12 protein-coding genes are annotated in these 13176 nt (G+C 60.1%); 11 read left to right on the top strand and 1 reads right to left on the bottom strand.

The window, feature by feature from the left end; genetic code table 11:
* Window positions 1–262 precede the first annotated feature (262 nt).
* Both ACW17Y_RS15805 and ACW17Y_RS15810 read left to right on the top strand, forming a co-directional pair.
* Complete coding sequence (locus ACW17Y_RS15805; protein ID WP_492036623.1) at window positions 263–1417, top strand: site-specific integrase; 1155 nt, start codon at window positions 263–265, stop codon at window positions 1415–1417.
* A 293-nt stretch (window positions 1418–1710) separates the two neighbouring features.
* Window positions 1711–2208: a hypothetical protein gene (locus ACW17Y_RS15810; RefSeq protein WP_492036624.1), complete on the top strand. Its 498-nt coding sequence runs from the start codon at window positions 1711–1713 to the stop codon at window positions 2206–2208.
* 230 nt (window positions 2209–2438) lie between these two features.
* On the opposite strand, the gene ACW17Y_RS15815 is transcribed toward ACW17Y_RS15810, so the two are convergent.
* Complete coding sequence (locus tag ACW17Y_RS15815; RefSeq protein ID WP_492036625.1) at window positions 2439–3137, bottom strand: HNH endonuclease; 699 nt, start codon at window positions 3135–3137, stop codon at window positions 2439–2441.
* Window positions 3138–3691: 554 nt separating this feature from the next.
* Here ACW17Y_RS15815 and ACW17Y_RS15820 point away from each other — a divergent pair.
* The 9 genes from ACW17Y_RS15820 to ACW17Y_RS15860 all read left to right on the top strand — a co-directional run bounded on the left by ACW17Y_RS15820 (window position 3692) and on the right by ACW17Y_RS15860 (window position 13011).
* Window positions 3692–4912, top strand: a complete 1221-nt coding sequence (locus ACW17Y_RS15820) for a tyrosine-type recombinase/integrase (RefSeq protein ID WP_492036626.1) — start codon at window positions 3692–3694, stop codon at window positions 4910–4912.
* 172 nt (window positions 4913–5084) lie between these two features.
* Window positions 5085–5609 carry a hypothetical protein gene (locus ACW17Y_RS15825; protein WP_492036627.1) on the top strand — a complete coding sequence of 175 codons (525 nt, stop codon included), beginning with the start codon at window positions 5085–5087 and terminating at the stop codon, window positions 5607–5609.
* A gap of 356 nt (window positions 5610–5965) precedes the next feature.
* Window positions 5966–6160 carry a YodC family protein gene (locus ACW17Y_RS15830; RefSeq protein WP_492036628.1) on the top strand — a complete coding sequence of 65 codons (195 nt, stop codon included), beginning with the start codon at window positions 5966–5968 and terminating at the stop codon, window positions 6158–6160.
* Between the two features lie 326 nt (window positions 6161–6486).
* A complete protein-coding gene (locus ACW17Y_RS15835) occupies window positions 6487–7158 on the top strand; it encodes a hypothetical protein (RefSeq protein ID WP_492036629.1) in 672 nt (223 codons plus the stop codon).
* 103 nt (window positions 7159–7261) lie between these two features.
* Entirely contained in the window at window positions 7262–7426 is a 165-nt protein-coding gene (locus tag ACW17Y_RS15840; RefSeq protein ID WP_492036630.1) for a helix-turn-helix domain-containing protein, read from the top strand.
* Between the two features lie 10 nt (window positions 7427–7436).
* Entirely contained in the window at window positions 7437–7904 is a 468-nt protein-coding gene (locus ACW17Y_RS15845; protein WP_492036631.1) for a helix-turn-helix domain-containing protein, read from the top strand.
* A gap of 17 nt (window positions 7905–7921) precedes the next feature.
* Entirely contained in the window at window positions 7922–9025 is a 1104-nt protein-coding gene (locus ACW17Y_RS15850) for a site-specific integrase (protein WP_492036632.1), read from the top strand.
* Between the two features lie 101 nt (window positions 9026–9126).
* Window positions 9127–11901, top strand: coding sequence for a class I SAM-dependent DNA methyltransferase (locus ACW17Y_RS15855; RefSeq protein WP_492036633.1), 2775 nt, complete (start codon window positions 9127–9129; stop codon window positions 11899–11901).
* 93 nt (window positions 11902–11994) lie between these two features.
* The gene (locus ACW17Y_RS15860; RefSeq protein ID WP_492036634.1) at window positions 11995–13011 is read left to right on the top strand and encodes a hypothetical protein; all 1017 of its coding nucleotides are present in this window, start codon (window positions 11995–11997) and stop codon (window positions 13009–13011) included.
* Window positions 13012–13176 lie beyond the last annotated feature (165 nt).

A 13176-nucleotide genomic window follows, 5' to 3' on the forward strand; every position in this document is an offset into this window, starting at 1 on the left:
GTTTTGCGGGGCCCGGTTCGCCGCCCCGCGCCGGGCGAGTGCTCCGAAACGCGGCCCACCGGGGCCCGCTCCGGGTCGTCGATGGCCCCTCCATCCAGACCACCGGCGCGCCGCCCCAGCGGCCGACTCTGGGGCAACTAGGCCCATCGCGGGCCGCTCCTCACCCCGTCCCGACAGCCGGCCCCGGCCGTTCGCTCGCCCTCATCCGGCGATGCGGTCCGGTGGCCTGCGCGGATCAACTCGACATCAAAAGGAAATCACCATGCCCAAGGCAAGGCTCGACCAGACTTACGTGACGCTCGCCTATTGCGAACCCGGCAGGGCGAAGACCGACTACTATGACGAGACCGTCACCGGCTTCGTGCTGGAATGCCGCTCCACCGGCGGCAAGACCTACTATCTTCGCTACGCCGATGCCGCTGGCCGCCAACGGCAATTCAAGATCGGAAAAGTGGACGACCTGACGTTCGCGGCGGCCAAGAAGCGGGCGCAGCAACTGCGGTCGGAGGTCGTCATGGGAGGCGACCCCGGGGCGGCGAAGGCCGATGCAAAGGCTATCCCGCTCTACCGTGAACTCGCGGCCATGCACCTCGCCGACGCGAAGCTGCACCTCAAGTCCTACACGACCCTGGAGGCCTGCATGCGGAACCACATCCTGCCGAAGTGGGGCAAGGTGCGGATCACCGAGATCACCCCGCGTGGTGTCAGCCTGTGGCTCGCCGAGAAGCGGGCCGCCGGCGGGGCACCGGCAACTGTCGAGAAGATGCGGGTAATCCTGGGTCGATCGTTCGTCCTGGGCGCTCGCTGGGAGATCAAGGGGGCCGACAAGAACCCGACGCGCGACGGGGCAGGTAGGAAGCCGCTAAACAACGCCCGTGAACGCTTCCTATCGGCGGAGGAGGCGGCGCGCCTTCGTGAGGCGGTGGCCGGGTCCCATAACCTCCAGCTCCAGCACATCGTCGGCCTGCTTCTCCTGACGGGCGCTCGGCTGCGCGAGTTGCTCGATGCCAAATGGTCGGACGTTAACGTGGAACGAAAGTCCTGGTTGATCCCGACCAGCAAGACGGGAAAGCCCCGCCACGTTCCTCTATCTGCGGCGGCCGTGGCGATCATCGCCAAGCTGCCACGGTTCAAGGACTGTCCGTGGTTGGTGCCCAACCCAGACACGCTGAAGCCGTTCGTTTCGATCAAGCACGGCTGGCAGAAGGCGATCAGGGACGCGAAGCTGCCGGGCCTGAGGATCCACGACCTTAGGCACTCGGCGGCGTCGTTCATGGTCAACAGCGGCGTCGACCTGTTCGCCGTCGGCAAGGTGCTGGGTCACGCCAGTTACCAGTCGACACAGCGATACAGCCACCTCGCCAACGACACCCTGCTGGCCGCCGTAGAGGCCGGGGCGGCGAAGCAGGCCTGCTGATCTATCCCCCGCCTCGCGCGCTGGCTTCGGTCGGTTCGCGGGGCGGGGGCTTCCTTTTTTTCGGCCCGGCACCCAAGCCTTGGGGTGGTGGGCACTGGCGTCTTAGACGCCCTGCGACTGGAACTGGTGACGGCCCGTTGCAAACCATCGACCCAAGCGCCTCAAGCTCAATTGGCCGGAAAGAACGTCCTATTGTTTGCCAATGTTCATTTTGTTTGCGCCTCGAGAACTTCTCGTTTATGCCGCTTTTGCCGCCGCATATTGGGCGGTTGTAGAACCTAGGAGATATTACAATGAATGTTCAGACCGTGGTCAGCGTCCTGACCTTCAAGGGCCGCGAGCGGCTCATCGATGAGGGCGGGTCTCAGGCGTGGCGGGCAGACAGGCGCAAGCTCAACCAGTGTGAGTTCATCGTCTGCGCCCGTCACGCTAACAGCCCCTTCCCGGCCGAAGGCGATGAGCCGCACAAGAGCGCGTTCCTCGTGGGTCGGATCAGCGCGATCGTGGACGCCGACACCGATGGCGAAGCGCACGACCGAAGCCTCCCCAACCGAAACAAGATTATGTTCTCGGAGTACGCCCTAGTCGACGGGCCGGTGCTGACGTTGCCGGGTCAGAACCCGGTCCAGTACTGGCCTGATCTCGCTGCGCTCGGGATCGATGTCGATAACCTGAGCTGGCAAAAGGTCGAGAAGCGGGCCGTAAAGTCGCCGATGGAAATGGCCAAGGAAATGATCGCCGCTGCGCACGGCGTCACCCCGGATCGCGTGGACATCACGATCCGGTTCTAGGTCTTCTCAACACAAGATATTTGAAGGCCCCAGGGGACGCCCTGGGGCCTTTGTCGTTCGAGGGCCTCGAAGCTTAGCCGCGACACCAAAGCGGCGGCCTGCGGTGCGGCTTCTGGCGAAGCAAAGGGCGTCTATCATGCCAAGCCCCGCTAGCCCGGAGCGTGGAAGCCGACCTCTGCATCCGCCACGGCCGGCCGGGCGCGGCACGAACCAACCGAAGTGTTCACGGCCTAGCTAAAATTCTTCCACCTCTCTGCGAAGGACGACGCGTGCGGGCCCTCAGGCGGGATGGCCAGCGCGATGCCGGCCAGTTCACGATAGTCATCGCCGCAGACCGCTGAAAATCTAGCAATCAGTCGTCCCCCCACAGGCTCAAAAGCGAGCTGGCCGAAGTCGAACAGTCTGTGAAGGTCGGCTCGTAACAGCACCCCATTCGAGATGTGGTCCACTCCCCCGCTTCGGAACGGCTCGACATGGGCGGCTTCCAACGCGCTGAGGACACCGATGCCAGAGACCGCGCATCTCCCCCCGTAGGCTGCACAAACTGCGCTGCGAAACTTGGCTTGGGCGGGTCGTGCTAGTTGAAGATAATAGCTCTCGGCGCGAGCTGCCTTCTGTCCTTCATCGAGATTATCGTCAGGCCCGGCAATTTCAACGTAGCCAAGCTTTTTCAAAGGCGCATACGCCTCGTTCACATTGAGCTCGTTTTCGGTCGTGAAGATGTCGCCGGCTAACTGCGCCACGAGAAAGCCGAATGCCTTCGTGGGGTATCGGCGGCCATCGACCACCACATACCGGTGCCGGGGCTCACGCCGTCCTGTGCGCCCATACAACCATTCGAGACCTTGTTCGCCCTGCTTCGCGATTAGTGAGACAGCCTCAGCCACATGCCGGTCCGTGACCAGCCACCGCGCGTCTTTGAGATTCATTGCTAGCCTAGGGTTCGATCAGGGGAAGGCTCACGCTTTGCCCGCCTCAACCACGCTTCGCCCGCTTTAGGCATTGGCTCAACGACATTTGTCTTGCCGATCAAGGCGCGGAGGCCTGACGCAGGCTCCGCCTCCACTTCGCGACCTGCCTCAATCTAACGTTCTGCAGGTATGGCGCAGGTCGAAATTCCGGGCGCGCCCACCGGAAGGCGCCGCAACTTGGGAACGCCGCAACCACCCGCTTCGGTCAGACTGGGAAGGGCTTGGGTCGGCCGTCTTTCGACGCCGCAAGAGGCCCGTCAAACTCATGCCGGCACTGGGTTTGGCCGCTCGGCTTGACTGGATTTCGTAATGCGGGGGTCAGGTGTTCGAGTCACCTAAGCGGCACCACCACCCTGAACGCCGATGTGCGCCGGCGGTTGAAAAAACCAATAAAATATAGTATATTAGGTCAACGGTTGGTCGCCGGTGTTCGTCGGCGTTCGCCAACAGTCGGCTGAAAGTGGGGGCTCTTATGGGGGCCTTCGCAGAGGCCCTCAGAAAAAGGCCCCCAGTTGGCCCTGACCGACTCAGCTATCCGCGCCCTCAGACCCCGCGAGCGGGCCTATAAGGTTTCCGACGAAAAGGGCCTTTATCTTCAGGTGACCCCGGCCGGCGGGCGACTGTGGCGAATGAAGTTTCGCGCTGCCGCCGGGATTGAAAAGAAGCTGTCGTTCGGCGGCTACCCCGAAATCAGCCTCAAGGAAGCGCGCGAACTCAGAGACCGGGCGCGGTCTCTGGTCGCCAGTGGTGTTGATCCGGCCGACCAGAAGCGTCGGGACAAGCGCGCGGCCAAGGTTAGCGCCAATAATACTTTCAGCGCCGTGGCTGCGGACTACATCGCCAAGAACCGGCGCGATGGTCTGTCCGACGCAACCGTCGCCAAACGCGAGTGGTTCGTCAGGCTAGTGGAGCGGAGCCTCGGCGGACGGCCAGTGTCCGAGATTCAACCCTTCGAAGTGCTGGACGCTGTCCGGCCATTCGAGGCCGCAAAAAATGACGAGAAGGCCCACCGGACGCTCCAGTTCATTGGTCAGGTGTTCCGTTACGCTGTCGCCAACCAGATCGCGGCCAGCGATCCGACTCGCGACCTGCGCGGTGCTCTTTCGAAGCGGAGGCCCAAGAACCTCGCTGCCATCCTGGAGCCGCAGCGCGTCGGGGAGCTCCTACGCAACATAGATAGTTATGAAGGCCTTCCGCTGACGAAGCTGGCGCTCCAGCTTTCGCCGCTGGTGTTTGTTCGCCCCGGCGAACTGAGACGCGCAGAATGGGGCGAGATCGACCTCGAAGCGGCAGTCTGGCGCATCCCGGCAGAGAAGATGAAGGCCCGCATGGAACACGCGGTTCCCTTGTCTCGTCAGGCCATCGCCGTACTACGCGAAGCTGCCGGCCTGACGGGTGACGGCCGCTTCGTCTTCCCATCGATTCGATCGCGCTTCGATCCGATGTCGGAAAATACCATCAACGCCGCCCTTCGCCGACTTGGCTACACGGGCGACGAGATGACGGCGCACGGCTTCCGTTCGACGGCGAGCACTCTCCTGAACGAGTCCGGCAAATGGTCGCCTGACGCAATCGAGCGCGCCTTGGCCCACAAGGGAAAGGACCTCGTCCGGGCGGCCTACCACCGGGGGGCACACTGGCAGGAGCGGGTTTTGATGGCGCAATGGTGGGGCGATTACCTTGACCGCCTTCGCACCGGCGGCGAGGTTGTTCCGCTCGCGAGACAGCGTTGAGTTCAAATTTGGGATGGCTGCAGACGCGGCGCTTGAGGCTTGAAGGGTAGAGGCCAACGCGTTGCCGAGGCTTTTAGCCCTGAGCACAACGTCACCGAATGATATGGTCATCGCAACCGAAGCCGTCTTTGACGGCGGCACGTTTTAAAACCGGCTTGGATAACGGTCTCAGATGGACATTGCAGTCGGCCTAGCCAGCCTCGATGCGGCCATCAAGATCGCCACCGGGTTGAGGCAGCTTGAAAAGGCCTATGATCAAGTCGCCCTTAAAGGGCAGGTCGTCGACCTGATGGGGTCGCTTTACGACGTGAAAGGGCAGCTCATTGAAGCCAGCCAGGCCATTGCTGAGCGCGACGCCGAGATTGCCCGGTTGACTGAAGCGCTCGCTGTGAAAGCACGTCTTCTCGACGGTCCCGGCGGGTTCAAGTGGGTCGATCAAGGTGAGGGACTGCGGCTCGGATTTCCGGTGTGCCCCACTTGTTTGGATCAGGAGGGGCGTCAGACGACGTTGATACAGGACGGGGCGCTTACTTCGGCGAAGTGTCCCCGATGCAAAACTGCATACGATCCAGTACAGTCTTTCCTCGAGCGTGAACCGGATGGTACCCAGAAGACCGCCCAGCAGGATCGTGCTGACAAGATGCGGGCTAGCAGGGAGCGTAGAACGGTTGGCCGTCGTGGCAGCTGGATGGGTTAGCCAAACTGAGGCGATAATGAGCTGTTCTGTCGCTAACTTCCGGTGATCGCGATGGGAACATGAGCTACGTCATTTACTCGAGCTGGGCATCCCGTACGGTCACGCTGCACGTAGCGGGCTGCGCAGTAGTCCAGCGCGAATCTGCGCGGTATGTGAAGGACGGGCGGCAACAATACGACGCAGTCAGCGACATTCTGGACGCTGTCGCATTGGCCAACGGGAAGGTCTCTGCCGTGGGCGCTCGTAAGTGGTCCGAATGCGACGTCTGCATTCCGTTCATCCCGGCAGACGTGGCGTGAAAGCCGGCGGATAAGTTCTGCAGCCATCGGGATGAGTTGAATTTTGGAGAAGGCGCTATGACCGACACTGCATTCAAGTTCGACGGTGGTGACATCGTGCGCCTGAGGTCCGGCGGCCCCCTAATGACTGTCCTGCCTTACGAGATTTCGTTCCCGGGCCTTAGGATCGAATGCACGTGGTTCGACGGGACGAAAATGATGAAGGGGCGCTTCGCTGCCGAGACGCTGATCAAGCAGAGTGAAGGCGATTAGTGATCGGGAACGACGCGATAATGACGCGGCCGGCCGCGATCGGGGCTGTCCTCAAAGTTGTTCTGGAAATTCAAAAACATGAGCGACGACCAACGACCGATCGGCAAACGCTAGCCCAACACGCGACCTCCGGTTTTGGGGTAGCGTAACCTCCTGCCAGCCGACCGTGCAAACTCCGTATCGCGTCGAAAGCGGGCATTGAGTCCGGACCAAAAAGCGGTCGTCAGCCGTCCCGCTTTTAGGTTGGTCCTGGCGAACGCGCCTAACTCGACAGCCTTCGCACCGGCCGCAAGTCGTTCCTCTCGCCAGACGGAACTAAGCTCACCTTGAAAATGCGGGTGGGGCATGGCCTTCTGTCCGCCGTGACTGGTGAAGCTGGCGAGGGCGAGGAACTCCAGGGGTTCCGGGAAAAAGACTGGATCAGCGCAGCCGCGACCATCGCTCGGGTCCGGGAGGTGACGCTTTCCCCGACCGCTAACATCGTCTTGGCAACGCGCGCCCATGCCGGCTTGTTGAGAGCGCATTGCGCCTTGCTGATTATCGACGGAACTCCGCGCCACTCTGACTGCGAGGTGCCTCGGGAGTTTTGGTGGGCAGAGGGCCACGACGCGCTTGAGCAAAACTGGGAAGTCGGCGACTTCGAGACATGGATCAATAAGACGGTCCGGCTCCAAGTATTCGGGGTCCGCTTTCACCGGGACGACGTCGAGCGGATCGTGGGTTCAGGCCAAATTGAACGCAGTCGTCCTGAACCCGCTGCAAAGAAGGAGGCGGGGGGTCGCCCGATGTCGACGCTCTGGCCGGATTGGGTGGCTGAGTTGACCGGCTTAATCCACGAAGAAGGGGTACCGGACGGATCGGGTACAAGGGGCACTGACGAGCTCATTTCCCGTATCGCGAGCCGTTTAGCAGAACGGGGCCTAGAGGCTCCTGGACGGGCAACCGTTCAGGACACCGTAAAGGCGGTGCTCCGTCGCCTGCGAAGCGCCGAAAAGTAGTTTTCGGCGGTTCCCGGCGGTTCTCGGCAGCCAGTCACGGCAACCCGAACAACACTCGTTCCTGCATTCGCTGGCACCCGCCAGCGTCCGAGGACCGAGGATTATGGAAATCATTGCCGCTTCAATCAACGACACCGCCAAGGCGCTCAGCCTGGGCCGGACTTCTATCTACGCCCTGATCCGGGACGGGCGACTGGAGACGGTCAAGATGGGCCGGCGGACACTGATCAAGGTCGAATCGATCCGCCGTCTGCTGGGAAGCGAGTGAGGGCAGCCTGGTGTCGCGCACCCGCCTCAACCCCTGCCTCGCCAAAATCCATCGCAGCTATACCGCCGAGGAGGTCGCTCGCCTCTATGGCCTGCACCCCAACACCGTTCGATCCTGGCTAAAGGGCGGGGGTCTGGCGGCCATCGACAAGAGGCGGCCCGTTCTGGTCCAAGGCAAGGTTTTGAGGGCCTTCCTAGAGACCCGCAGGACCGCCGCAAAATGCCCCTGTCCCGCCGGCACGCTCTATTGCTTCAAATGCCGCGAGCCCCGCGCTCCCGCGCTCGGCATGGCCGACTTCATCGCCAGCAACGCAAGGGCCGGCAACCTCCGAGCCCTCTGCGAAGCCTGCGGATCAACCATGCATAGGCGCACGCGGTTCGAGGCCGTCGCAGTGGTCCTGCCCGGAATCGAGGTCCGCGTCGTGGAGGCATCGCCACGCATAGCAGAGGGGACGGCCCCCTCCGTGAAATGTGCCTAGGACAAGGACAGACGAACATGGCCAAGAACAACCCGGCGAACGAGCGGATCAAGCGGTCCTATTTCATCTATCTGCGCGAGGCGCGCCGGCGGAACGACAAGTCGGTGGACGAGGTCGCCAAGGCGCTCAGCCGCTTCGAAGAGGCGATCGGGTACAAGGATTTTGCGCGGTTCCATCGCGAGCAGGCGGTGGCGTTTAAGCGCAAGCTCGACGACCAGATCAGCGCACGAACCGGCGAGCGTTTAAGCCGCGCAACGGTTCACTCCACTCTATCCGCGCTCCGCAGCTTTTTCATCTGGCTGGCCGATCAGCCCGGATTCAAACGCCGGATCAGTTATTCGGACGCCGACTATTTCAATCTGGCGGAAAAGGACGTTCGCATCGCCAAGGCGGTCAGGGAGAAGTCATTCCCGACTCTGGAACAGATCCACCATGTCCTGGCCACCATGCCGGCCGGGACGGATGTCCAGCGCCGCGACCAGGCCCTGATCGCTTTCAGTCTCCTGACCGGGGCCCGCGACGGCGCGCTCGCATCCTTCAAGCTCAAACACGTCGACCTTGCCCAAGGGCGGCTGGATCAGGACGCCCGCGAGGTAAACACGAAATTCTCCAAGACCTTTTCAACCTGGTTCTTTCCGGTCGGTGGTCAGGCGCTGGAGGTCGTCACCGACTGGATCAACTACCTGCGCGGCTCTCTGCTGTGGAGCGAGGCGGACCCGCTGTTCCCCGCGACGCGGATGGCGATCGGTCCGGAGGGCGGGTTCATCGTGGCCGGGCTCGAGCGCCAGCACTGGAGCACGGCTGAGCCGATCCGGCGTATCTTCCGAGAGGGGTTCACAGTGGCAGGCCTGCCCTATTTCAAGCCCCATTCGATACGCGACACGCTTGTCCAACTCGGCGAGCGCGTGTGCAACTCGCCGGAAGAGTTCAAGGCCTGGTCGCAGAATCTCGGGCATGAGAACGTGCTGACGACCTTCACGAGCTATGGCGCCGTGGCTTCGCACCGTCAGGCGACGCTGATCCGTGGCTTAGACGCGGCCCGTGCGCCGGAAACGATCGAGGCGCGGCTGGCGCGGCTGGAATCCACTATGGCGGGTTCGTTAGTTGGCGCGGCTGGATAGGGGCTGCTAATCGGGACCAGCGATCGGATCGCGCTTCAGGTGAATCGGCGGAGCGGCCACCGGCGGCGCCGTCGCAGAACCGATAACAGTCAGGTGAGTGCGTGAACGCGGTCGAGATCGAGGAAGCTGTTTCCGAGCTGGCCGCCGCCCCCTTTGACGCGGCCGAGTTTCCGTTCGCCTTCCTGACCGCCTTCGGAAACAAGGCCGTCACCGTGCAGCGGCTTCGGGCCGGATCGGGCAACGCGTCGGACGTCGCCGGCGGGGTGCTTCAGCGCAACAACATCCATATGGCAGTCTGCGCCGAGGATCGGGTCGCCGAGACGCTGAACGCCCTGCGAGCCAGCCCCAAGACGGCGGCGAACAAGGTCAAGTTCCTCCTGGCGACCGACGGGCGGCTGCTGGAGGCCGAGGAACTGGCGACCGCCGAGACGCTGGCCTGCGGGTATGCGGACCTCGGTAACAAGTTCGGGTTTTTCCTGCCGCTCGCGGGTATCTCGACCGTCCGGCAGATCAAGGACAATCCGGTCGACATCAAGGCCACCAGCCGGCTGAATAAGCTCTATGTCGAGCTGTTGAAGGATAACCCGGACTGGACGGGCGCGGCTCGGCGGCCCGAGCTGAACCACCTGATGGCCCGACTGATCTTCTGCATGTTCGCCGAGGACACCGGGATTTTCCCAAACGGCCTTTTCTCCAAGACCGTCGAGCAGATGAGCGACGGGGACAACACCCACGACATCCTGACCGAGCTGTTCCGCGCCATGGCCACCCACGGCGACCAGCGCGCCGCCGCCGGCATCAAGAGCTGGGCGGACCGATTCCCCTATGTGAACGGCGGCCTGTTCGCCGACGCGGGCGACTGCCCCCGGTTCAGCAAGATCGCCCGCACCTACCTGCTGCGGGCCGCCAGCCTGAATTGGCAGGAGATCAACCCGGACATCTTCGGCTCGATGATCCAGGCCGTCGCCGACGACGAGGAGCGCGGCGCTCTTGGCATGCACTACACCAGCGTGCCCAATATCCTGAAGGTGCTGAACCCGCTGTTCCTCGACGACCTGAACGCCCGGCTTGAAGAGGCCGGCGACAACGCCCGCAGCCTGCTGAACCTGCGCAAGCGGATGGCGAAAATCCGGGTGTTCGACCCTGCATGTGGATCCGGCAACTTCCTGGTCATCGCCTACAAGGAAATGCGCAGGATCGAGGCTGAGATCAACCGCCGGCGCGGCGAACGCGACCAACGGAGTGAGATCCCGCTGACCAACTATCGCGGCATCGAGCTACGCGACTTCCCGGCCGAGATCGCTCGCCTGGCCCTGATCATCGCCGAATATCAGAGCGACGTTGTCTATCGGGGGCAGAAGGAAGCTCTGGCGGATTTCCTTCCGCTGGACGCCCAGAACTGGATCACCTGCGGCAACGCCCTGCGGTTGGACTGGCTGAGCCTTTGTCCGCCGACAGGGACAGGGGTGAAACTACTCGGTGACGACCTATTCAACACTCCATTGGATCAGGTAGAGATCGACTTCGAGAATGAAGGCGGAGAGACCTACATTTGCGGCAATCCGCCATATCTTGGAAGCAAATGGCAAGATGATGATCAAAAGAATGATTTAAAGGCAATCTTTGGAGGCCGCACTACGGCTTGGAAATCCCTCGATTACGTGGCTGGCTGGCTTATGAAGGCTGCGGAATACGGACTGAGATCACAGTCCTCTGCTGCATTTGTCTCTACAAACTCAATTTGCCAAGGTCAGCAAGTGCCAATACTTTGGCCGCTGATCTTTAGTACAGGGCATAAAATATCTTTTGCCCACACTTCTTTCAAGTGGACGAATCTTGCCAGTAACAATGCCGGCGTAATTGTTGCAATAGTCGGGATATCGCGCGACCGGTTCACCGTAAATCGATTGTTTTCTCTGTCTCAGGACGGCACGGTTCTGGAGCGTAGAGTTAATAACATAAACGCCTATCTCGTGGCAGGCGACAACGTCTCTATAGAGGCTGCTCGAAGTCCGATCGGGAACTTGTTTCCAATGCTCTTTGGAAACATGCCACGAGATGGCGGAGAGTTCATTCTCTCGGCAGATCAGAGAGAGAAAATCTTAGGTTCGTATCCCGAGTTGGCTCGCTTCATTCGGCCGTACCTGGGAGCTGAGCAAATGATCCAGGGGAAGCCTCGATGGTGCATTTGGATCGAAGCTAATGACGCCCCATTCGCCGAGGCCCACCCGTATTTGAACGCACTACTAGATCGCGTTCGACAATTCCGCGCCAACAGCGCAGCCGAATCGACACGGGCTTTTGCATCAAAACCCTATCGCTTTGTCCAGATTGCGGGCACGGCCAATCGCTACACGTTGGCCGTTGCGAAAGTATCGTCTGAACGAAGGCCTTATTTGCCAGTGCACCTCTTCGATCGAGACACGATAGTAAGCGATCTATTGTTCGCGCTATATGATGCACCATTGTGGAATATGTCGGTCGTCGCATCGCGGCTACATTTGGTTTGGGTCGCCACCGTTTGTGGTAAGCTAAAGACGGATTTTCGCTACTCAAACACGCTTGGGTGGAACACTTTTCCTGTCCCACTGCTGACGGAGAAAAACAAAACAGACCTCACACGCAGCGCAGAGAATATATTGATCGCTCGCGAAGCTCATTTCCCCGCGACGATTGCCGACATGTACGATCCCGATATTATGCCGGAAGATCTCCGTGATGCACACCAGCATAACGATGAGCTTGTAGAGCGAATCTTTATCGGCAGAAATTTCCGTAACGACACAGAACGTTTAGAAAAACTGTTTGACCTTTACGGAAAAATGACTGCGACAAGCCCTCTATCTAGTAGCTCATCTAGGGTGCGCGATGACTGATTTAGATTAAGATACGTTCCCAGTTTCATGAACGATACAAGTGGGTTTGGCCTGTACACTTTAAACTGACACATACACATGTAAGGATTTATGTTGCGCTCTTTTATTCATAGCGACAAGGACTCTCCGACAACGCTTTCTGAAATTCGGCGCGCGAGTAACTGGATTTCTCCTGAGACGTACTTCGGAGTCTATGCCTACGCGACCCAATCTGGCGCATCCGCTTTCAACGGTGCAATGTCAGCCGCCTTTTGGAATCAGACGCCCTCAAGATGGTTGTTTGGTTTGGACTACGGAAGAACCCAACCTCAGGCACTTCGGCTTATCGACAGCAAACCGAATTCGAAGGTTAGAATTCACGACGGATCGTGGATTGTTCAACAGTCCGGATTCATGCCGCGCCGTGATTTTCATTTAAAGCTGTCGATTCTCAAGAATTCTGCCGCCGGCAGATTCGGTATGATTGTCGGGTCCGGTAATTTTTCCTCGAATGGCTTGCGCAAAAGCATAGAGGCGGGGGCTTCTATTTGCACTGATGCTAAAGCAGAATACCGAGAGAATATCCGAAACATTGAAATGGCAGCCAAAGAACTTTGGAAAAATGCCACACCTCTTGCTGATATAATCGACATCTACGAAGAACGGTGGAAATCAGATTTCCCAGCGGACACAAGCGATGAGGAAGACGACCAGCCGCTGTCCGGCATGTTCTGGATTGAGGCAGGCTACGTCACTCCAAATCGGGGAGCGGACCGCCCTGGAAATCAAATCGATTTTCCGAGAGGAATGAGCAAATATTTTGATTTCAATCCTTCCTCTACGATGCCCAAGAATAGCGTAATTGGGACGATAACATTTGAGGCCCCCACTGGTGACATCGTTTCCCGTGACCTGAGGCTTGGGAACAATCTGATGGAAAAGATCACCTTACCTATCCCGGAGACGCATGGGTTCGACTTGTATGACGGGAAGGTTCTCGTGTTTCAGCGCTCGAACGACCTATTCAAAATGTGGGCGTTGGAAGCCGACGACTTTCTTACGGCGTTTGGCAGCAAGCTCGGCGGCATCAGAACGATGGGGAGTGGTCGGCGGTACGGTCAAATTCTTTGAGGGACCCAAATTCAGCGACTCGCAGAGTCAGATTCACGGCTATGCGGCCCGCGAGCCGTGAGTGGCGATAGATCGCCACGCTGATCCGAGCAGGTTGCTACTGGGAAAGTGAGTGCTCGCTGCAGGGCCGGATTTCTCTGATTCAGACGCGTGAAATCAACATGG

This window comes from Brevundimonas sp. AVps7 (assembly GCF_058681545.1).